This window comes from Microbacterium sp. M (genome assembly GCF_045181065.1).
Taxonomy (GTDB): domain Bacteria; phylum Actinomycetota; class Actinomycetes; order Actinomycetales; family Microbacteriaceae; genus Microbacterium.
Genome location: NZ_CP173721.1, coordinates 1,212,692 through 1,232,914, shown reverse-complemented (window position 1 = coordinate 1,232,914; position 20,223 = coordinate 1,212,692). Strand labels below are relative to the sequence as shown.

The 20,223-nt window shown below is 68.5% G+C and carries 18 protein-coding genes and 1 riboswitch; of the genes, 10 read left to right on the top strand and 8 right to left on the bottom strand.

Translation table 11 applies throughout. The features are described 5' to 3' along the window. Positions 1–50: 50 nt before the first annotated feature. From ACI7YT_RS05830 to ACI7YT_RS05815, 4 genes are all read left to right on the top strand, one after another. Positions 51–812, top strand: a complete 762-nt coding sequence (locus ACI7YT_RS05830; protein ID WP_406249522.1) for a DUF5058 family protein — start codon at positions 51–53, stop codon at positions 810–812. Positions 813–844: 32 nt separating this feature from the next. After that, positions 845–1,585: a hypothetical protein gene (locus tag ACI7YT_RS05825; protein ID WP_406249521.1), complete on the top strand. Its 741-nt coding sequence runs from the start codon at positions 845–847 to the stop codon at positions 1,583–1,585. A gap of 25 nt (positions 1,586–1,610) precedes the next feature. Then, positions 1,611–3,065, top strand: coding sequence for an amidohydrolase (locus ACI7YT_RS05820; RefSeq protein ID WP_406249520.1), 1,455 nt, complete (start codon positions 1,611–1,613; stop codon positions 3,063–3,065). A 66-nt stretch (positions 3,066–3,131) separates the two neighbouring features. Further along, on the top strand, positions 3,132–3,734 hold the full coding sequence (locus ACI7YT_RS05815) for a TetR/AcrR family transcriptional regulator (protein WP_406249519.1): 603 nt from the start codon (positions 3,132–3,134) through the stop codon (positions 3,732–3,734). A 36-nt stretch (positions 3,735–3,770) separates the two neighbouring features. On the opposite strand, the gene gcvP is transcribed toward ACI7YT_RS05815, so the two are convergent. The 3 genes from gcvP to gcvT form a co-directional block, all read right to left on the bottom strand. Further along, complete coding sequence (gene gcvP / locus ACI7YT_RS05810; RefSeq protein WP_406250505.1) at positions 3,771–6,584, bottom strand: aminomethyl-transferring glycine dehydrogenase; 2,814 nt, start codon at positions 6,582–6,584, stop codon at positions 3,771–3,773. 61 nt (positions 6,585–6,645) lie between these two features. Further along, complete coding sequence (gene gcvH / locus ACI7YT_RS05805; protein WP_406249518.1) at positions 6,646–7,023, bottom strand: glycine cleavage system protein GcvH; 378 nt, start codon at positions 7,021–7,023, stop codon at positions 6,646–6,648. After that, a complete protein-coding gene (gene gcvT, locus ACI7YT_RS05800; RefSeq protein WP_406249517.1) occupies positions 7,020–8,120 on the bottom strand; it encodes a glycine cleavage system aminomethyltransferase GcvT in 1,101 nt (366 codons plus the stop codon). Before gcvT ends, gcvH begins: the two co-directional genes overlap by 4 nt. A gap of 151 nt (positions 8,121–8,271) precedes the next feature. Continuing rightward, a riboswitch (glycine riboswitch) is annotated at positions 8,272–8,367 on the bottom strand. Positions 8,368–8,447: 80 nt separating this feature from the next. On the opposite strand from gcvT, the gene ACI7YT_RS05795 reads away from it, so the two are divergent. Beyond that, entirely contained in the window at positions 8,448–8,951 is a 504-nt protein-coding gene (locus ACI7YT_RS05795) for a GNAT family N-acetyltransferase (protein ID WP_406249516.1), read from the top strand. Here ACI7YT_RS05795 and ACI7YT_RS05790 read toward each other — a convergent pair whose 3' ends face one another. From ACI7YT_RS05790 to ACI7YT_RS05770, 5 genes are read right to left on the bottom strand one after another with little or no spacing between them, the layout of a single operon-like run. Further along, positions 8,952–9,785, bottom strand: a complete 834-nt coding sequence (locus ACI7YT_RS05790) for an ATP-binding cassette domain-containing protein (protein ID WP_406249515.1) — start codon at positions 9,783–9,785, stop codon at positions 8,952–8,954. After that, positions 9,782–10,666, bottom strand: a complete 885-nt coding sequence (locus ACI7YT_RS05785; protein ID WP_406249514.1) for an ABC transporter ATP-binding protein — start codon at positions 10,664–10,666, stop codon at positions 9,782–9,784. The genes ACI7YT_RS05790 and ACI7YT_RS05785 overlap by 4 nt, the downstream gene beginning before the upstream one ends. Next, on the bottom strand, positions 10,663–11,628 hold the full coding sequence (locus tag ACI7YT_RS05780; RefSeq protein ID WP_406249513.1) for an ABC transporter permease: 966 nt from the start codon (positions 11,626–11,628) through the stop codon (positions 10,663–10,665). The genes ACI7YT_RS05785 and ACI7YT_RS05780 overlap by 4 nt, the downstream gene beginning before the upstream one ends. Beyond that, positions 11,621–12,616 carry an ABC transporter permease gene (locus ACI7YT_RS05775; protein ID WP_406249512.1) on the bottom strand — a complete coding sequence of 332 codons (996 nt, stop codon included), beginning with the start codon at positions 12,614–12,616 and terminating at the stop codon, positions 11,621–11,623. The genes ACI7YT_RS05780 and ACI7YT_RS05775 overlap by 8 nt, the downstream gene beginning before the upstream one ends. A gap of 38 nt (positions 12,617–12,654) precedes the next feature. Then, positions 12,655–14,352, bottom strand: a complete 1,698-nt coding sequence (locus ACI7YT_RS05770) for an ABC transporter substrate-binding protein (RefSeq protein WP_406249511.1) — start codon at positions 14,350–14,352, stop codon at positions 12,655–12,657. A 216-nt stretch (positions 14,353–14,568) separates the two neighbouring features. On the opposite strand from ACI7YT_RS05770, the gene ACI7YT_RS05765 reads away from it, so the two are divergent. From ACI7YT_RS05765 to ACI7YT_RS05745, 5 genes are all read left to right on the top strand, one after another. Then, a complete protein-coding gene (locus ACI7YT_RS05765) occupies positions 14,569–15,279 on the top strand; it encodes an NUDIX hydrolase (protein ID WP_406249510.1) in 711 nt (236 codons plus the stop codon). A gap of 75 nt (positions 15,280–15,354) precedes the next feature. Further along, complete coding sequence (gene nadA, locus ACI7YT_RS05760; protein WP_406249509.1) at positions 15,355–16,686, top strand: quinolinate synthase NadA; 1,332 nt, start codon at positions 15,355–15,357, stop codon at positions 16,684–16,686. Further along, positions 16,683–18,203 (top strand): L-aspartate oxidase, encoded by a 1,521-nt coding sequence (gene nadB / locus ACI7YT_RS05755; RefSeq protein WP_406249508.1) that lies wholly within the window; start codon positions 16,683–16,685, stop codon positions 18,201–18,203. Before nadA ends, nadB begins: the two co-directional genes overlap by 4 nt. Then, positions 18,200–19,051: a carboxylating nicotinate-nucleotide diphosphorylase gene (gene nadC, locus ACI7YT_RS05750; RefSeq protein ID WP_406249507.1), complete on the top strand. Its 852-nt coding sequence runs from the start codon at positions 18,200–18,202 to the stop codon at positions 19,049–19,051. The genes nadB and nadC overlap by 4 nt, the downstream gene beginning before the upstream one ends. Further along, positions 19,051–20,184 (top strand): cysteine desulfurase family protein, encoded by a 1,134-nt coding sequence (locus ACI7YT_RS05745; protein WP_406249506.1) that lies wholly within the window; start codon positions 19,051–19,053, stop codon positions 20,182–20,184. Before nadC ends, ACI7YT_RS05745 begins: the two co-directional genes overlap by 1 nt. The last annotated feature ends 39 nt before the right edge of the window (positions 20,185–20,223 follow it).

Sequence of the window (20,223 nt, the reverse complement as noted above, 5' to 3'; positions counted from 1 at the left end):
GAAGCGGAACTCCGCCCGGGGTTCGGCAGCTCTACGCAAGGAGACCGCCTGTGTCCTTCGTCCCCATCGCCCTCGATCCGGACTCCACCGACATCCTGCTCGCGGCGAATCAGCCCGTGCTGTGGCTGTGCGCGGCCGGCGTCTTCGCCGTCATCGCGGCGCAGACCGTCATCTATTACCGCGCGGCACGACGTGTCGCGCCCGCCGTCGAGATGAGCGCAACCGATGTGAAGCGCTCGTTCCGCTCCGGCGCCGTCGCCGCGATCGGCCCCTCCATGGCTGTGGCGCTGATCGCCGTCACGCTGCTGAGCGTCTTCGGCACGCCCGGCGTTCTCACCCGCATCGGCTTGATCGGCTCGGCCGCCTTCGAGGTGGGTGCCGCCGGAATCGCCGCCGACACGCAGGGCGTGGCGCTCGGCGGGGAGGGCTACACGCAGCAGGTCTTCGCGACTGTGATGCTCTGCATCGCGCTTGCAGGATCCGGCTGGATGCTCGTCACCCTGATCGTGACGCCGCTGCTCAAGCGCGGCACCGACCGCCTGGAGGCGAAACAGGCCGCCGCGACCGGCGGCGCGATGGCGATCATCCCGACTGCCGCCCTGCTCGGCGCCTTCGGCACCTTCGGCATCCAGCAGCTCCAGAAGGGCCTCGCTGTGGCGATCGTCGCCGTCGCGAGCGCTCTCGTCATGCTCCTCTGCCTCTGGATCGCCAAAGCGTTCCGTCAGAACTGGCTGAAGGAATGGGCTCTGGGCATCTCGATGATCGTCGCGATCGGCGTCGGCGTCCTCGTGTCGAATGCAGGCATCCAGTGAACGTCCCCGAGAACCAGAGCGGAGCATCTCTCATGTCGACATCCATTTCTCCGACGACCTCGCCACTGACTGCTGGAGCCTGGAAGCAGTTCGATACGACGACCTCACGATGGGGCCGCATCACGATGATCCTCGCGCTCGTCCTCATGCTCGCCGGCCCCCTCGTGCTGGCGATCGAGTTCGGCGTCCAGGCCTCGGCCGTCGCCGCCGGGGTCCTGGCCATCGCCCTCGCGTTCGGCGTGCTGTGGTTCATCGAACCGCTGTCCTACTTCCCGATCCTCGGCGCCGCGAGCATGTACCAGGCGTTCATGATCGGCAACATCAGCAACAAGCTCGTACCGGCCGCGATCGTGGCGCAATCCGCGATCGGGGCGAAACCCGAGACGAAACGCGGCCAGCTCGCTGCTGTTCTCGCGATCTGCGGCGCCGCCGCGACGCACCTGGTGAGCCTGGTCGTCTTCGTCGGGCTCTTCGGTTCGATGCTGCTGCGGCTGCTCCCACCGGAGATCATCACCCAGGTGCAGACCTTCGTGCTGCCGGCGGTCATGGGAGCCGTTGTCGTGCAGATGATCTCGTCGAATCCGAACCTCCGGATTCTGACGATCGCAGTCGTCGTCGGCGTCGTGGTCCAGCTCGTCCTCACCCCGTTGTTCCCCGTCGTCGCCCTGTTCGGCATCGCGATCTCCGTCGTCGCGACCGTCGCCCTCGCGCTGATCATCCCCGCAGGGAGGAAGAAGCCGCAGACCGCCCCCGCATCCGAAGACCTCTCCTGAAAACCCGAGTCCTGGAGGACCGCACATGATCACCGAAACGACAACGACCGTCGCCGCGATCGCCCCGATCGTCGACGACCTCTCCCCTCGGTTCGTCCGCCTCAGCGACGACATCTGGGCCGAGCCGGAGCTGCGCTGGGAAGAGCACGCGTCGATGGCCAAGCAGATCGCCGCCGCCGAGGAGTTCGGCGGCCGGGTCACCCGCGCCGCCGGCGGTGTCCCCACGGCGTTCAGCGCCGAATGGGGCACCGGATCCCCCGTCATCGGGTTCCTCGGCGAGTACGACGCCCTCGCGGGTCTCAGCCAGGCGGCCGGTGCGACCGAACGAACCCCGGATCCGGACAGCGGCAGCGATGCCGGACACGGGTGCCACCACAACCTGCTGGGATCCGGATCCCTGCTGGCTGCGGTCGCCACCGCCAGGCATCTCGAGGCCGCCGGCCTGCCGGGAACCGTCCGCTATTACGGCTGCCCGGCGGAGGAGGGTGCGGCGGGCAAGACGTTCATGGTCGCGGCCGGCGCCTTCGACGACGTCGATGCCGCCGTCACGAACCACCCGATGCCCCTGGCATCCGCGGCGCAGTGGAAGACCCTGGCATACACCCAGGCCTACTTCCGTTTCCGTGGGCTGGCCGCTCATGCGGGCGCCAACCCCCAGCATGGCCGCAGCGCGCTCGATGCCGCCGAGCTCATGAACGTCGGCGTCAACTTCCTCAGGGAGCACATGGACGACACGGATCGCATCCACTACGCGTTCGTCGACGCGGGCGGCACGTCGGCCAACGTCGTCCAGGCGACGGCCGAGCTGTACTACATCGTGCGCTCCCCCACCGTCGCCCGGATGCGCACGCTCTACGAGCGCGTCAAGAAGGTCGCCGAAGGCGCGGCGCTGATGACGGAGACGGAAGTGGAGATCGAGTTCGACGGCGCCTGCGCCGAGGTGCTGCCCAACGTCACCCTCGAGAAGCGCATGCAGTCCGTGTTCGAGGACCTCGGCGGCGTCGGGTTCGATGAAGCCGACCAGGCCTACGGCCGTGTCCTGGCCGCCGGTCTGCCCGACGGCGCCGCTGAAGCGATGAAACGCCAGCTCGGCATCCCGTCGGACAGTCCTGCGTACTTCGACGGAATCCTGCCGCTGCCCCCGGCGGCTCTGCGCCCGCAGATGACCGGCTCGACCGATGTCGGTGATGTGAGCTGGGTCACCCCCACGGTCCAGATGGGGGCGGGGACCGCGATCATCGGCACACCGGGGCACTCCTGGCAGATGGTGGCGCAGGGCAAGACCCCCGCCGCGCACAAGGGCATGATCCACGGTGCGAAGGTCATGGCGGCGACGGCGGTCGACCTGTTCACGGACGCCGAGCTGCTGTCGGCCGCGCGGGCGGAGTTCGCCGACGTCGTCTCGGTGACGCCTTACGACAGGCCTCTGCCCGACGGGCTGATCCCGCCGTCCCTGCGGCCGACCTACCGTCCCGCCTGACGCCGACCTGGATGCCGGGGCGCTCTCGCCGCCCCGGCATCCAGCGGATCGGGAAGAATGGCGGGGATGATCGAGGCCGAATCGAAACAGGAGTCCCTGCGAACGCGACGCGTGGACAGCAACGACCGGCGCGTGCTCAAGACGCGACGCAAGTTGGTCGACGCCTTCCGCCGGCTCGTCGATGCGGATGAGGTCCGCACGGCAGGCGTCGCGACGATCGTCCGAGAGGCCGGGACGACGCGGTCGTCCTTCTACGCTCATTTCTCCGGCATCGGCGACCTCGCTGCGACGGCTCTGAGCGATTTCAGCGAATCCGTGATCGCGGATGCTCGCCTCGCGATCCTCGACGGTGCATCGAAGACCGCCGTCAACCGGCAGGTGCTGCTGGACATCGTCCGTTTCGTCGCCGAGCACCGCACGACCTACGGAATCCTGCTCACCTCCGATCCGGCCTTCGTCGAGGGGTTCGCCGCAGGACTCACCGAGTCCGTCCTCGTCACTCTGGGCACACGCGCGACGCTCGCTGCCGACCCGGAGGTGACGGCGCGCTACATCTCCGCCGGCGCCCTCGCCGCCATCTCGTGGTGGCTGACGGACGGCTCGGAACGCACAGCTGAGGAACTGGCCGACGCACTGATCGCGATCGCGCCGCCCGACTTCCGCGACTGACGCGGCGCGCTCACGGATGAGCGCGCCGCGACAGGCTTACGCGAACGCCTCGATCGGCGGGCACGCGCAGACGAGGTTGCGGTCGCCGTACGCCTGGTCGATGCGCCGAACCGGTGGCCAGTACTTCCCGGCGACGAGCGCGTGCACGGGGTACGCGGCCTCCTCGCGGGTGTACGGGTGATTCCACTCCCCCGCGATCAGCGAGACCGCGGTGTGCGGGGCGTTCACGAGCGGGTTGTCACCGGCATCCCAGCGGCCGGCGGCCACGGCATCCGCTTCGGCCCTGATCATGATCATGGCCTCGATGAAGCGCTCGATCTCGCCGAGGTCCTCGGATTCGGTCGGCTCGACCATCAGGGTCCCTGGGACAGGGAACGACATGGTCGGCGCGTGGAAGCCGTAGTCGATCAGACGCTTGGCGACGTCATCGACCGTGATGCCGGTGGCCTCCTTGAGCGGGCGGAGGTCGAGGATGCACTCGTGCGCGACCCGGCCGTTCTCGCCCGTGTACAGCACCGGGTAGTGCTCGCGGAGGCGTTCGGCGATGTAGTTGGCCGACAGCACGGCCGCAGCCGTCGCATCGCGAAGACCGGCGGCGCCCATCATGCGCACGTAGGCCCACGAGATCGGCAGGATGCCTGCGGATCCGTACGGGGCCGCCGATACGACCCCGCCGTCGAAGACGAACCCACCGAAGTGCTCCGCCTTCTGGGCGAGCGGGTGCGACGGCAGGAACGGGGCGAGGTGCGCCTTGGCCGCCACCGGCCCCACACCGGGTCCGCCGCCGCCGTGCGGGATCGCGAACGTCTTGTGCAGGTTCAGGTGCGAGACGTCGCCGCCGAGGTCGCCGAAGCGGGCGTACCCCAGCAGGGCGTTGAGGTTCGCCCCGTCGACGTAGACCTGTCCGCCGGCATCGTGCACCGCCGAGGTGATCTCGACCACCTGCTGCTCGTACACGCCGTGCGTGGACGGGTAGGTGATCATGAGGGCCGACAGTTCGTCCCTGTTCGCCTCGATCTTGGCGCGCAGGTCGTCCAGGTCGACGTTGCCGAGTTCATCGCAGGCGACGACGACGACCTTCATGCCCGCCAGCACAGCCGACGCCGCATTCGTGCCGTGCGCCGACGACGGGATGAGGCACACCGTGCGGTGGTCGTCGCCGTTGGCCAGGTGGTAGCCGCGGATCGCGAGGAGCCCCGCGAGCTCGCCCTGAGAACCGGCGTTCGGCTGCAGCGAGACGGCGTCGTATCCGGTCACTTCGGCGAGCCAGCCCTCGAGCTGGTCGATGAGCTCCAGGTAGCCTGCGACGTCGGCTGCCGGGGCGAACGGGTGGATCCCGGCGAACTCCGGCCAGGTGATCGCCGCCATCTCGGTCGCCGCGTTCAGCTTCATCGTGCAGGAACCCAGCGGGATCATGCCGCGATCGAGTGCATAGTCGCGGTCGGCGAGGCTCTTCAGATACCGCATCATGGCGGTCTCCGAGCGGTGCACGTGGAACACGGGGTGCGTCAAGTACTCGTCCTGGCGCAGGAGCGCATCGGGGAGGGCGTTCGCGCCGTCGGCGAAGCCGAACACGCGATCCTGCTTACCGCCGAACACCATCGCGATCTGATGCAGCTCGCCGACGGTCGTCGTCTCGTCGACCGAGATGCCGATCGTGTCGGCATCCGCGACGTGGAACAGGATGCCGTAGCCGTGATGCGCCTGCTCCGCGTACTCGGCGGCGCGTCCGGGAACGCGCACCGACAGCGTGTCGAAGAAGGCGCCGAACGCGATCTCGACACCGGCCTCGACGAGCCAGTCGCGCAGCAGAGCCGCCTTCGCCGCGGTCTCCTCGGCGATCGCGCGCAGCCCGTCCGGACCGTGATAGACCGCGTACATCGAGGCCATGACGGCCAGCAGCACCTGCGCGGTGCAGATGTTGCTCGTGGCCTTCTCACGACGGATGTGCTGCTCACGCGTCTGCAGCGACAAGCGGTAGGCGGGCTTGCCGTCGGCATCCACCGAGACGCCGACGAGCCGGCCGGGCAGCTGCCGCTCCAGACCCTGCCGCACTGCCATGTAGCCGGCATGCGGACCGCCGAAGCCCATCGGGACGCCGAAGCGCTGCGTCGTGCCGACCGCGACATCCGCACCGAGCGAGCCGGGCGAGGCGATCAGCGTGAGCGCCAGGAGGTCGGCCGCGACGACCGCGAGGCCGCCGGCGACGTGCGCCGCATCGATGACGGCTGATGGGTCCCACACGAGCCCGGATGCTGCGGGGTACTGCACGAGCACCCCGAACAGCTCGTCCGGCAGCGCCTCGCCGGCAGCGAGGTCGCGCTCGACGAGTTCGATGCCGACGGCATCCGCTCGGGTGGCCAGCAGCGCTTTGGTCTGCGGGAACGCGCCGGAGTCGACGACGAACACGTTCGAGGCGACCTTCGACGCGCGTCGCGCCAGCAGCATGCCCTCGGCGACGGCCGTGGACTCGTCCAGCATGGAGGCGTTGGCGGTCGTCAGGCCGGTCAGCTCCGAGACCATGGTCTGGAAGTTGATCAGCGCCTCGAGGCGCCCCTGCGATATCTCGGGCTGGTACGGCGTGTACGCCGTGTACCAGGACGGGTTCTCCAGGACGTTGCGCTGGATCACGCTCGGGGTGATCGTGCCGTAGTACCCGAGCCCGATCATCGGCGTGTTCACGGTGTTGCGGGCGGCGAGCGCGCGCAGCTCGGTGAGCGCCTCGGCCTCGCTCGCGGCGGCCGGGATGGCTGTTTCGCCCGGCGCGGTGAAGATGGATGCCGGGACGGCCTGGCGCATCAGCTGCTCGACGGAAGCCTCGGCATCCGTGATGCCGAGCGCGTCGAGCATGAGCCGCTGCGTCTCGGAGGTCGTCCCGATGTGACGGTCGGCGAAGGAGACCACTGCGCGATCAGCCCTCGGTCAGCGCGACGTACGCGTCACGATCGAGCAGAGCGTCGGTCGCCCCATCGGCGACGGACACCTTGATCAGCCAGCCGCCCTCGAACGGCTCGCCGTTGACCAGCGACGGGTCATCGACGGCGGCGTCGTTGATCTCGACGACCGTGCCGGATACGGGTGCGTAGAGTTCGCCGACGGACTTGGTCGATTCGATCTCGCCGACGACGGCGCCCGCGGCGACCTCGGTGCCGACAGCGGGGAGCTCGACGAACACGACGTCGCCGAGCTTGTCAGCCGCGTAGTCGGTGACGCCGATCGTGGCGACGCCGTCCTGCACGGCGATCCACTCGTGCTCTTCGCTGTACTTCAGGGTGGTCAGGTCGGTCATTTCGTCCTCCGGTAGAAAGGCAGATCGGTCACGACGGCGGGGATCTTCGTCCCCCGCACGTCCAGGAAGAGGTCCTCGGCGACGGCCGCCGGGTCGATGTACGCCATCGCGATCGGGTGGCCGAGCGTGGGGCTGAGCGCCCCGCTGGTGATCTCGCCGACGACGGTGCCGTCGTCTGCGACGACGGCGTACCCGGCGCGGCCTGCGCGCTTGCCCTCTGCCGAGAGCCCGACGAGCACGCGGGCATCGGATGCCGCGGCGACGCCGTCCTTGCCGACGAAGGCCTCCTTGTCGACGGCGACGACACGGCCGAGACCCGCCTGGGCCGGCTTGGTGTCCAGCGACAGCTCGTGTCCGTACAGGGGCATGCCGGCTTCGAGGCGCAGCGTGTCACGGGCGGCGAGGCCGGCCGGCACCAGACCGTGCGCCTCGCCGGCGGCGAGCAGCGCATCCCACAGCGCCGCGGCGTCGGCGGCGTGGACGAGCAGTTCGAAGCCGTCCTCGCCGGTGTAGCCGGTGCGGGCGAGCAGAAGCGGCTCGCCGTTGTAGCGTGCCGACGCCCAGGCGTAGTACTTCTGCTCGTTCCACGGGATCGAGACCTCTTCGATACCGGTCGTCGCCGCGACGATCGCCTCGGCCGCGGGCCCCTGGACGGCGAGAAGCGCGTAGTCGTCGGAGACATCGGCGACCGTCACGTCGAACGTCTCGGTGCGCTGCTGCAGCGCGTCGGCCACGACATCCCGATTCCCGGCGTTGGAGATGATCAGGTAACGGTCCTCGGCGAGGCGATAGGCGATGACGTCGTCGACGATTCCGCCCGCGGCGGCCAGCACCAGGGAGTACTTGGCCTTGCCGATGGTCATGGTCGAGATCCGCCCTGCGAGGGCGTGGTCGAGGTAGCCCGCGGCATCCGGCCCTTCGATGAGGAACTCGGCCATGTGCGAGATGTCGAAGAGTCCTGCGGCCTGCCGGACGGCGTGGTGCTCGGCGAGGTCGGACGTGTAGCGAACCGGCATCTGCCAGCCGCCGAAGTCGGTGAACGAGGCGCCGAGCGCCTCGTGACGCGCACGCAGCGGTGTGTAACGAGCTGGGGTCATGGAGTTCTCCCGGTGGGATCGGAAGGATGCCGCACTGATTGCACGGTATCCGAGAACTCCCCCTCTGTCATGGGCCTGAGAGTTTCACCCGCAAGGGGCTTTCACCGTCGGCGGATTCCTCGCGGCGCGAGCAATCACTTTTCAGAGCGGCCTGACCGGCGCGGTACGCGATACCTGAGAGATTGGCGGGGAGGCTTGCTCCTTCGGTGCCCGGCCGGCTTCACCGGGGCTCTCCCGCACGGGTCGTGGGGCCTTCTTCAGTTGTCACGTACAGCTTAGCGTCGCCGGTGGCGGCACGATGTCGGACCCCGAGAGGATACTGACGACATGACGATCGGTCTCCGGAAGTGGGCGCCATCAGACCTTCCTCTGCTGCATCGCGGCAACGCGCCCGACATGACCGTCCACATCGCGGGCCCCGAGACCGAAGAGCAGGTCGGCGAACGCCATGAGAAGTATCTGCGGCTGTGGCGAGAGGGCGCCGCGCGGATGTTCATCGTCGAGGACGACGGGGTCGCGGCGGGTGCGATCGGCTGGTGGACGACGGAGTGGGACCGGCAGCCGGTCCACGAGACCGGCTGGTTCATCGTGCCAGAGGCGCAGGGCAAGGGCATCGGACACGCCGCCGTCTCCCTCATGATCCAAGACGCGCGCGAGCACCACACGCAGCGTCTGCTGACGGCGTTCCCCTCCGAGAAGAATCTGCCCTCCAATGCGCTGTGCCGGGCAGCCGGGTTCGAACACGTCTCCACACGGGCGTTCCCCTTCCGCGGGCAGACGCTGCAGACCAACGTCTGGGTGCTGGATCTCGGAGTCCCGATCGCCCCGTGATCAGCGCCCTCCGGCGAGCTCCGCACGCACCTCGTCGCGCAGCCGCCCCATGTTCTCGGGGTCGGGTGCGGCCTGCAACAGGGTCTTCGTGTACTCGTGCTGCGGGTTGAGGATCACCTCGTCCGCCGGGCCCCGCTCGACGATGTCGCCGCGGTACATCACGAGGATCTCGTCGCTGAAGTGCCGCGCAGTCGCGAGGTCGTGCGTGATGTAGAGCACACCGAGGTTCTCTTCGCGCTGCAGGTCGGCGAGGAGGTTCAGCACCCCGAGCCGGATGGACACGTCGAGCATCGATACGGGCTCGTCGGCCACGATGAAGCGGGCACCGGGTGCCAGAGCGCGCGCGATCGCGATGCGCTGACGCTGCCCCCCGGAGAGCTCGTGCGGGCGCCGCTCGGCGAAGCTCTCGGCCGGAGAGAGGCGGACGCGTTCCAGCAGGTCCAGCGCCTTCGCCCGCACCTCGTCGCGCGACAGCTTCGGGTGATGGATGCGCAGCGGACGCTCCAGGTGATGGATGATCGTGTGGAACGGGTTCAGCGACGCGAACGGGTCCTGGAACACCATCTGCACGTCCGACCGGTAGCGCGCGAGCGCCCTGCCGTGGGTGCCGCTGGGCGCACCATCGAGCAGGATGTCGCCCGCCGTCGGCGTCTCGAGCTTCATGAGCATGCGCGCGATCGTCGATTTGCCGCTGCCGGATTCGCCGACCAGGGCGATCGTCTTGCCCGCCTCGATCGTGAAGGACACGTCCTTCACCGCATGCAGCGTCGTCGATGTGAATCCGGATCGGAGCTTGAAGTCCTTGATCAGATGGCGTGCCTCGAGCGTGCTCATCGTGCGTCCTCCTTCGCGGATGCCGTGACGGATGCCGTGAGCCCGGCGCCGCTGCGGACGAAACCACCGCGCTCGCCCTTCAGGCTCGGGAAGCTGGAGAGCAGCTTCTTGGTGTACTCGTGCTGCGGCGTGCGGTAGATCTCTTCGGCGCTGCCCTGCTCGACGATCTCGCCCTGCAGCATGACCGCGATCCGGTCGCTGATCTCGATCAGCATCGGCAGGTCGTGGGTGATGAAGATCACGGCGAACCCGAGACGCTCGCGCAGCCGCATGATCTCCCGGATGATCCCCCGCTGCACGACCACGTCGAGTGCCGTCGTGGGTTCGTCCATGATCATGACCTGAGGATCCAGCGCGAGCGCCATCGCGATCATGACGCGCTGGCGCATGCCGCCGGAGAGCTCGTGCGGGAAGCTCGTGAGCCGCGAGGGGTCGACGCCCACCAGGCCCAGCAGCTCCTGCGCGCGCTCGGTCTTCGCCTTCCTGCTCATGCCGGGGCGGTGCGTGTCGAACACGTCGAAGATCTGCGCCTTGACGCTGATCACGGGGTTCAGGGAGTTCATCGCCCCCTGGAACACCATCGAGATCTTGTCCCAGCGGAACGCCCGCAGGCCGTCGTCCTGGAGGGCGACGATGTCGATGTCGTGGCCGTCGCGGTCGTGGAAGACGATCTCGCCCGACGTCATCAGAGCAGGCGCCTTGAGCAGACGGTTCAGCCCGTACGCGAGCGTGGTCTTGCCGCAGCCCGATTCACCGGCCAGGCCGAGGATCTCGCCGCGATGCAGCGTGAGGGAGACGTCGCGCACGGCCTTGACGGGCGGGTCGACCTCGTATTCGATCGACACTCCGCGGGCGGTGAGGACTGCTTCGGGGGCGGTCATGCGCCCACTCCCTTCGTCTTGGCTGCCTTGCGCACACGGCGCGCGGCCTCGGGTGCGACCCGCAGCTTCGGGTTGATGATCTCGTCGATCGCGAAGTTGATCAGCGACAGACCGCAGCCCAGGAGCGCGATCAGGATCCCCGGTGGGATGAACCACCACCAGGCGCCGGTGCCCAGCGCCTGACCGGACTGGGCGTCGTTGAGGATCGTGCCCCACGTGATCGAGTCGGTGGCGCCCAGGCCGAGATAGGACAGCCCGGCCTCTCCGAGGATCGCGAAGATGATCGCGAACAGGAACTGCGCCGCCAGCAGCGGCAGCAGGTTCGGCAGGATCTCCACGAGGATCACCCGGAAGGATCTTTCACCGGCGACCTTCGCCGCGTACACGTAGTCCCGGCTGCGGAGGGACCGCGCCTGCGTCCGCAGCACGACCGCCGCTCCGGCCCACGACGTGATGCCGAGCACGAAGGCGACGAGCAGCCAGCTGCGCGTGCTGAAGTAGGTCGCGATCACCATCGCGAGCGGGAGCCCGGGGATCACGAGCGCGATGTTGGTCACCAGCGAGAGGCCCTCGTCGCGCCAGCCGCCGATGTAGCCGGCCAGGACGCCGAACAGGAGCGAGAGGATGATCGCGATGAGGCCGGCGACGATCCCGACAAGGAGCGATCCCTGCGTGCCGTGCGCGAGCTGGGCGAACACGTCGTAGCCGAGCTTGGTCGTGCCGAGCAGGTGCTCGGCACTGGGCGGCTGCAGCGCATCGTTTCCGGAGTACCGCGGATTCTGCGTGACGAGCGGTCCGATGATGCCGAACAGCACGATCGTGACCACGATGACGACGCCGGTGACGAACTTGGCGGACATCGTCGGCATCATGGCGCGCCATCCGCCCCTGGTCTGCTTCTGCGTGACGAGGGCGACGGTGTCCATCGGGTTGGACGTCGGTTTCGTGATGGTGTCAGACATTGTGGCGTGCCCTCGGGTCGATGTATCCGTAGACGAGGTCCATGATGAAGTTGGCTGCGAGCACCGTGAGGGTGATCACGAGGAAGACGCCCTGCATGAGCGCGTAGTCGCTGTTCTGCACGGCCTGGAACATGAGCTTCCCGATTCCCGGGTACGTGAACACCTGCTCCATGACGATGGAGCCGGCCACGACGAATCCGAGCGTGATCGCGAACCCGGCGATCGACGGGATCGCGGCGTTGCGCGATGCGTACATCGTGAGGATGCGCTGCGGTCGCAGACCCTTCGCCTCCGCGGTGGTGACGTAGTCCTCCGCGAGCGTGGACACCATCATGTTGCGCATGCCGAACAGCCAGCCGCCGACGGAGCTGATCACGATGGTCACCGCCGGCAGGATCGCGTGATGCACGGCATCCGCGAAGAAGGCCCAACTCCACTCCGGTCCCTTGGGGAAGTCGAAGACGCTGTATCCGCCGATGATCGGGAACCACCCCAGGCCGACCGCGAACACGGCGACCAGCACCAGCGCGAGCCAGAAGTACGGGATGGACTGCAGGATCGTGGTCGCCGGGATGAGGTGATCGACCCAGGTCCCTCGCTTCCACCCGACCCAGGCACCGAGAGCGATGCCGAGGACGAACGAGATGACGGTGGCGACGCCGACGAGGATCAGCGTCCACGGCAGCGCCTGCCCGATGAGCTCGGCGACCGGAGTCGGATACTTCGTGACGGAGATGCCGAGATCTCCGCGCAGCATCCGACCCCAGTAGCCGATGTACTGCTCCCACATCGAGGAGTCGTCCGAGCCGAGCAGCAGCTTGATGTTGCGGACCGTGGTCTCCGAGACCTCGCCGCCGCTGCGCTGCAGCTTGGCGATCATGATGTCGGCCGGGTCCCCCGGCATGAGCCGAGGGAGCAGGAAGTTGAGAGAGATCGCGGCCCACAACGTGATGATGTAGAACCCGATCCGGCGGGCATAGTACTTCATGTCACTTCGACTTCCTGCTCCCGTGCATCAATGCGTGATCAGCCGGCCGGCTGCAGCTGCGGCAGGATGAATCCGGCCGAGACCGAGCCCCAGGACGGCGGGAACGCGTACAGATCCTCCTCCGTCGGCCACCCCGTGAAGTCCTTCGCGTTGTAGAAGGTCTGGGTGGCGTTGATCACGAGCGGGATGTACGGAAGGTCGCGCACGATCTCGGTCTGGATCGTGGCGTACTGCTCCATCTTCACCGCCTCGTCGTTCGTCGCGTTGGCGGCGGCGATCGCGGCATCCACTGTCGGGTTGTTGTAGCGGCTGAAGTTCCAGCGTCCGGCGGGAACTTCCTCGCCGACAGCGCTGGTCGACTCCACTGCGGTGCCGCCGAGCCAGTCGCGGTAGATCTGGAACGGGTCAGCGACCGAGGTCCCGATCATGCCGCCCACGATCAGTTCGTACTGTCCGGTCTGGCGGGCGTCGGAGAACTCCTGCCACTGCACGGTGCCGACATTGATCTTGATGCCGGCTTCGGCGGCCTGCTCGGCGATCAGCTTCGCGGCGTCGTTGTAGTCGGTCCAGCCATCCACCGAGATGAGGTCGAGCTCGATGGGCGTGCCGTCCTTGCCGTACATCCCGTCGGCGTCCTTGACATAGCCGGCCGCTTCGAGGATGGCACCGGCGCCGGCGGCGTCCGGGCTCTGCGGGCTGACTTCGTTCGCCGGATCGGCGACCCACTTCTCGTCACGCGGCAGCAGTGCGTACGTGGGCGAGATGTCGCCGGTGAGGTCGACGAACGCCTTCTGCTTGATTGTGCCGCGGTCGATGGCGATGTTCAGCGCCTGCCGGACGGCGACGTCGGTCTGCTCTCCCGTGCAGCCCAGGTCCGCATTCGCGCACGTGTAGAGCACGGTGGGGTCCTGGGGCGTGTTGACCCAGTCGATCTTGCCGTTGCCGGTGACCGAGTCGGGATTGGGGATGAACATGCCGGCCCAGTCGAGCTCGCCGGCGGCGAGCAGGTCCTGCGCGGCCTGGTTGTTGTCCACGGCGATGTACTGCACGGTGCCGACGCCCAGATCGTCCGCGTCGCGGTAGTTCTCGTTGGCGACGAGCACGTACGACTCGCTCGTGACGCTGTCGACGACGTACGCGCCCGATCCGACGGGCTCCTCGTTCGTGAAGGTCGCGAAGTCGTCGACCTCGCTCCACACGTGCGCCGGGAGGATCCAGGTGCCGCCCATGCGCTGCCACTCGGAGGTGAACTGCGGCGTCGAGTAGGTCAGGACGACGGTCGTGTCGTCCTGCGGCTCTGCCGAAACGAGCCCCTGGCCCTCGGGGTTGTTGCCCTCGTAGGTGAACGTGAAGGCGACGTCCTCGGCGGTGAGCGGCTCGCCGTCGCTCCACTTCAGGTCCGGCTTGATCTTGACGGTGATGACCGTGCCGTCCTCGTTGTATTCGTACGACTCGCCGATCATGCCGGTGGCCGGCTCGTCCGCCGTCTTGTTGAAGAAGAAGAGCGGCTCGAGGATCGGCCCGAGCGCTCCGTGCAGCACGGTGGGAGCGAAGGGATTGAAGTTGGCTTCGATCGGGGTCTGGCTGCCCGCCCAGACGCGCAGCGTCGTGTCGGTCTCGCCGCCGTCGCCGGTTTCGTCGCCGCCACCACCCGAACAGGCGGTGAGGCCGAGCGCGAGGACGGATGCCCCCGCGATAGCCGTGATCGCGACACGGCGCTTTCCATTGCGGATCATGTGTTGTATTTCCTCTCGATGCTTCACTGCTGGAGGGTGGTGCTCGTCCTTGAGAACCCCGGAAGGGGTTTGTTAGGACAGTAACCTAACAAATGGTCACACAGGGAACAAGATTCATGGTCACGGGGATGTAACGTTTGCGATTCCGTTATGTGACACCCCGGAATTGAAGTTCTGGTCACAACGACTCTAAGATGGTCATCGGAGGTTAAAGTCATGGTGACCAGAACTAGAGATGCCGATATCCGCGTCGCGGTGTCGACGGCGATCCTGACGTTGCGCCGCGGCGACGACGGCACTCAGGTGCTGTCTCTGCCGCTCGTGCTGCGCACCAGGGACCCGCACCAGGGGCAGTGGGCGCTTCCCGGCGGATGGCTCGTCGAGCAGGAAGGGCTCGAGCAGGCCGCGGCGCGCACGCTCGCCGAGACGACCGGACTCTCGCCGAGCTACCTCGAACAGCTCTATGCGTTCGGAGACGTGGACCGCTCCCCCAGTCGCGTCGTGTCGATCGTCTACTGGGCGCTGCTGCGCCAGGACGAGGTCGACGCGCAGAGCGCCGCGCACGTCGCCGCGGGCAACGCTCCCGAGAACGTGCGCTGGTTCGACGCTGTCGCCTTGCCGCAGCTGGCCTTCGACCACAACCAGATCGTCGACTACGCCCTCTGGCGGCTGCGCAACAAGGTCGGGTACAGCCGGGTCGCGCACGGCTTCCTGCCGCCGACGTTCACGCTGTCCGACCTCCGTGAGGCGTACGAGACGATCCTCGGCCGCCGCCTGGATCCGGCCAATTTCCGCCGCCAGGTCGAGGCCACGGGGACCCTCGTGCCGACCGACGGGTTCCGCACCGGCAGCCACCGCCCCGCTCGCCTCTACCGCTACAACACCGACGTCGAGCTCGCCGATCGCGGCCCGCTCGTCTCCCGCTGAGATCCGCGCGTCCCGGCATCCGACCCATCCAGATCATCCCGAACCGACCAGAGCTCCCGACGAAATGAGCACCCGATGAGCACCGCATTCGTCCCCGTGTCCCGACTGCGCACCGACCCGTCCGTCGATCACGCCATCCAGGCGATCGTCGACGGATCCAGCGTCGACGCGACCTGCAGCACCGATCTCGCCGCGGGCCCCTGGGACTTCGACGCGCGTCCCGGTTACGGCCCCGGCTCCTCGATGGGCGATGTCATTCCCACCGGCGCACCGAGGCAGGGCGAACTTCCCGTCGCCTACCGCGAGGCGAGCGAGGACGATCTCCACGCGCGCATCGTGGCCGCCAAGCACACGCTCGGCGACCGGGTGGTGATCCTCGGTCACTTCTACCAGCGCGAAGAGGTCGTGCAGCACGCCGACTACGTGGGTGACTCGTTCCAGCTCGCCACTGCTGCGAAGGGCCGACCGGATGCCGAGGCGATCGTCTTCTGCGGCGTGCATTTCATGGCGGAGACCGCCGACCTGCTCTCCGGAGCCGATCAGGCCGTCATCCTGCCGAACCTCGCAGCAGGATGCTCCATGGCCGACATGGCGGACATCGATCAGGTCGAGGAGTGCTGGGAGCAGCTGGCCGACGTCCTCGGCGACCTGGATGCCGCGGACGAGGATGGCCGCGTCCCGGTGATCCCCGTCACCTACATGAACTCTTCCGCCGCCATCAAAGGCTTCGTCGGACGCCACGGCGGGATCGTGTGCACGTCCTCGAATGCCGCGACCGTACTGGAATGGGCGTTCGAGCGCGGTCGGCGCGTGCTGTTCTTCCCCGATCAGCATCTCGGGCGCAACACGGCCAAGGCGATGGGCGTCGAGCTGTCGCAGATGCCGATGTGGAATCCGCGCAAGCCGCTCGGCGGGTCGACGACCGACGAGATCGAGGACTCCCGCGTCATCCTGTGGCACGGATTCTGCTCCGTGCACCGCCGGTTCACGGTCGGGCAGATCGACCAGGCTCGGGCCGAGCACCCCGGAGTCCGGGTCATCGTGCACCCGGAATGCCCCATGGAGGTCGTGGATGCCGCGGACGAGGCGGGTTCCACCGATTACATCCGTCGCGCGATCGATGCCGCCACGGAGCCGACCACCTTCGCGATCGGCACCGAGATCAATCTCGTCCGCCGCCTGGCGGCCCAGTACCCGCAGCACGAGATCTTCTGCCTCGATCCCGTCGTGTGCCCGTGCTCGACCATGTACCGGATCCACCCCGGGTATCTGGCGTGGGTGCTGGAGGAACTCGTCGCGGGCCGCGTCGTCAACCGCATCCGGGTGACGGACGATGTCGCCGACCCTGCGCGCGTGGCCCTCGAGCGAATGCTGGCGGCGAAGCCGCCCGTGGCGAGCGCGCGATGACCATCGCCGTCGTCGGCTCCGGTATCGCCGGACTCACCGCTGCACTGCATGCGCACGAGGCCGGGCAGGAGGTGACGATCTTCACCAAGGGCTCGCTCGGCGACGGCTGCACGCCGCATGCGCAGGGCGGAGTCGCCGGTGTCTACCGCGACGGCGACTCCCCCGCCGCGCACGCTGACGACACGCTGTCCGCCGGTGCCGGTCTCAGCGATCCGGATGCCGTGGATGTGCTCGTCTCGGATGGCGCCGCCCGCATCGCCGAGCTGATCGCGCGCGGGGTCGCCTTCGACCGCGCGGACGACGGCACGCTTCTGCTCGGACGAGAGGCGGCGCACGGCGCGGCGCGGATCGTGCACGCCGGTGGCGACGCGACCGGTGCGGAGATCGCCAGGGCCCTGACGACGGCCGTGCAAGCCGCCGGCATCGAGGTGGTCGAGGGCGCGTTCCTCGTCGACCTGCTGTGCAGCGATCACGCGGTGCACGGCATCCGGCTGCTCATCGACGGAGCGCTCGTCGACCGTCCGGCAGATGCCGTGATCGTCGCGACGGGCGGCGCCGGGCAGCTGTTCGCGCACACGACCAACCCGCTCGGTGCGACGGGCGACGGCATCGCTGCGGCGATGCGTGCGGGTGCGGCGGTGACCGATCTGGAGTTCGTCCAGTTCCATCCCACGATCCTGGCCGCAGGTGATCCGTTCCTCATCTCCGAGGCGGTGCGCGGCGAAGGGGCGACTCTGGTCGACGAGGACGGGCACCGGTTCTGCTTCGACGAGCATCCTGATGGGGAGCTCGCGCCCCGTGATGTCGTGGCCAGAGCCATCGCACGTCGTGCGGCCCAGCAGGGCTCGCCGGTACGGCTGGATGCCAGGGCTCTCGGTGCACGGCGGCTGGCCGAGCGGTTCCCGACGATCGATCGCGTGACCAGGGAGCGCGGGTTCGACTGGGCGCGCGAGGCGATCCCGGTGACCCCGGCCGCGCACTATCTGATGGGCGGCATCGTCACGGATCTCGAGGGACGCACGACTCTGCCCGGTCTGTTCGCGGCCGGAGAGGCCGCCCGCACCGGAGTTCACGGCGCGAACCGTCTGGCGTCGAATTCGCTGCTCGAGGGTGCGGTATTCGGTGCGCGTGCCGCGGCTGCCGCCACCCGCTCGTCGAGCGAGGACCGCGCAGCCGACCGAGACGAAACGCGGTCGATGCTGATCAGCAGTCACCGCGTTCCGACTCGCTCCGCTCGCTCGACGGACGAGGGGGGCGACGGCGCGGGATTCTCGCGTGCGGCGCTCCAGCAACTCATGTGGGACAACGTCGGCCTCCTCCGCACCGACGACGGGCTCGCCGACGCGGTCGCCACGCTCCGCTCCTGGCAGGACGAGGCTGTCGCTCCGGCATCCATGGCCGAGTACGAAGACGCGAATCTGCTGCTGGTCGCGGCAGCCACGGCATCCGCCGCTGTCGAACGCACCGAATCGGTCGGCGCGCATTTCCGCGAACGTTCCCTGATCGGAGTCCGATGATCACCGCAGCGATCCTCACCCGTGTCGTCTCGTCCGCCCTCGAGGAGGACGCCCCCTGGGGCGACCTCACGAGCACAGCCCTGCTCCCCGCCGATGCGACGGCCACCGCCGATCTCGTCGCGCGCGAGGCCGGCGTCTTCAGCGGCGGCGACGTGTTCGCCGCCGCCTTCACGCTGACCGACCCGACCGTCGCCGTCGACGTGCACGTCGGCGACGGCGACGTGTTCGCACCCGGTGATGTGCTGGCCTCGGCATCCGGCCCGGCGCGGAGCCTGCTCACGGCCGAGCGCGTCGCGCTCAACTTCGTGCAGCGCATGAGCGGCATCGCGACGCTGACGGCCGCGTACGTCCACGCGGTCGAGGGCACTGGGGTGCGCATCGCGGACACCCGCAAGACGACGCCTGGGCTGCGGGCGTTCGAGCGGCATGCCGTGGTCTCCGGCGGCGGCAGCAATCACCGCTACTCGCTGTCGGATGCCGTGATGGCCAAGGACAATCATCTCGCCGTCCTCACCCGCACCGGGGCCGACCTCGCCACCGCGTTGCGCGAGGCTCTCACACGTCTGCCGCACACGACCCACGTGGTCGTCGAGGTGGATCGTCTGGATCAGATCGCCGCGGTGCTCGACGGCGGAGCGGACACCGTGCTGCTCGACAACTTCTCCCTCGACGATCTGCGCGCGGGCGTCGCGCTGATCGGGGAACGCGCGACCGCCGAGGCATCCGGCGGGGTGAACCTCGACACCGTCCGCGGGATCGCGGAGACCGGGGTCGACGTGATCTCGGTCGGAGCGCTCACGCACTCGGCGCGCGCTCTCGATCTGGGACTTGACCTGCGGATCGGCTGATGCTGTATCTCGACCACGCCGCGACATCCCCCGTGCGCCCCGAAGTGCTCGAGGCGATGCGTCCGTACCTGACGGGTGTGTTCGGAAATCCCTCCAGTCACCACACGGTGGGCGAGGCCGCGGCGAGCGCTCTCGATGACTCCCGTGCCAGGGTGGCGCGTGTGCTCGGGATGCGGAAAGGCGACGTCGTCTTCACCGCCGGCGGCACGGAGGCGAACAACCTCGCGATCAAGGGCGTCGTGCTCGCCTCGGAGCGCCGGCATCTCGTGGTGTCGCCGATCGAGCACGAGTCGATCCTGGAGTCGGCGGCGTATCTCGCGCGCTTCCACGGCACGACGGTGTCGACGGTGCCGGTGGATACCGCGGGTCGGATCGCCGCCTCCGCTCTCGCCGGCGTGCTGCGCGACGACACCGCTCTGGTCTCGCTCGGTCATGCCAACAACGAGATCGGGACGATCCAGGATGTCGCGGTGCTCGCGGACATCGCGCACTCGGCGGGAGCCGTGCTGCATGTCGACGCCGTGCAGTCCGCTGGCTGGCTGCCGTTGGCCGGTCTCGGAGCCGACGCGCTCTCGATCGCCGGCCACAAGATCGGGGCGCCCAAGGGTATCGGAGCACTGGCCGTCCGCGGCCGGATCCCGCTCGAGCCCCTGATCCACGGCGGCGGGCAGGAACGGGGGCGTCGCTCCGGGACGGAGAACGTCGCCGGCGCAGTCGCACTGGCGACGGCGCTGGAACTCGCCGATGCGGAACGGGATGCCGTGGCGAACGGCGTCGGCGAGCGCACACGCGCGTTCATCGACGACGTGCTCGACAGCGTCCCCCAGGCCGCGCTGACCGGTGACCCCCAGAACCGCCTCCCCGGCACCGCGAGCTTCACGTTCGAGGGCGTCAGCGGCGAAGCCGTCCTGCTCGAACTGGAGCGGCGGGGGGTCGTCTCGTCGAGCGGTTCGGCATGCGCGGCCGGCAGCGACGAGCCGTCGCACGTGCTCATCGCGTGCGGCATCCCGCCCGAGGTGGCGCAGACGTCGGTGCGGTTCACGTTCGGCCGCACCCCTCTGCCGATAGAGGGCCCAGCACAGCTCGCGGCGCTCGTCGCCGGCGCGGTGCGCGCGGTCCTGCCCGCTCGTTGAATCGAGCGGGCGGAGCCGGCAACGCCGCGCGGCCATAGA

Bases quoted from the DNA above. Each gene is read 5' to 3' on its own strand.
- ACI7YT_RS05825 (WP_406249521.1), top strand. From the start codon at position 845: ATGTCGACATCCATTTCTCCGACGACCTCGCCACTGACTGCTGGAGCC.
- ACI7YT_RS05795 (WP_406249516.1), top strand. From the start codon at position 8,448: ATGACGATCGGTCTCCGGAAGTGGGCGCCATCAGACCTTCCTCTGCTG.
- gcvH (WP_406249518.1), bottom strand. From the start codon at position 7,023: ATGACCGACCTGACCACCCTGAAGTACAGCGAAGAGCACGAGTGGATC.
- ACI7YT_RS05770 (WP_406249511.1), bottom strand. From the start codon at position 14,352: ATGATCCGCAATGGAAAGCGCCGTGTCGCGATCACGGCTATCGCGGGG.
- gcvP (WP_406250505.1), bottom strand. From the start codon at position 6,584: ATGCTCGACGCGCTCGGCATCACGGATGCCGAGGCTTCCGTCGAGCAG.
- ACI7YT_RS05820 (WP_406249520.1), top strand. From the start codon at position 1,611: ATGATCACCGAAACGACAACGACCGTCGCCGCGATCGCCCCGATCGTC.
- ACI7YT_RS05765 (WP_406249510.1), top strand. From the start codon at position 14,569: ATGGTGACCAGAACTAGAGATGCCGATATCCGCGTCGCGGTGTCGACG.
- nadB (WP_406249508.1), top strand. From the start codon at position 16,683: ATGACCATCGCCGTCGTCGGCTCCGGTATCGCCGGACTCACCGCTGCA.
- nadC (WP_406249507.1), top strand. From the start codon at position 18,200: ATGATCACCGCAGCGATCCTCACCCGTGTCGTCTCGTCCGCCCTCGAG.
- ACI7YT_RS05775 (WP_406249512.1), bottom strand. From the start codon at position 12,616: ATGAAGTACTATGCCCGCCGGATCGGGTTCTACATCATCACGTTGTGG.
- gcvT (WP_406249517.1), bottom strand. From the start codon at position 8,120: ATGACCCCAGCTCGTTACACACCGCTGCGTGCGCGTCACGAGGCGCTC.
- nadA (WP_406249509.1), top strand. From the start codon at position 15,355: ATGAGCACCGCATTCGTCCCCGTGTCCCGACTGCGCACCGACCCGTCC.
- ACI7YT_RS05790 (WP_406249515.1), bottom strand. From the start codon at position 9,785: ATGAGCACGCTCGAGGCACGCCATCTGATCAAGGACTTCAAGCTCCGA.
- ACI7YT_RS05780 (WP_406249513.1), bottom strand. From the start codon at position 11,628: ATGTCTGACACCATCACGAAACCGACGTCCAACCCGATGGACACCGTC.
- ACI7YT_RS05815 (WP_406249519.1), top strand. From the start codon at position 3,132: ATGATCGAGGCCGAATCGAAACAGGAGTCCCTGCGAACGCGACGCGTG.
- ACI7YT_RS05745 (WP_406249506.1), top strand. From the start codon at position 19,051: ATGCTGTATCTCGACCACGCCGCGACATCCCCCGTGCGCCCCGAAGTG.
- ACI7YT_RS05785 (WP_406249514.1), bottom strand. From the start codon at position 10,666: ATGACCGCCCCCGAAGCAGTCCTCACCGCCCGCGGAGTGTCGATCGAA.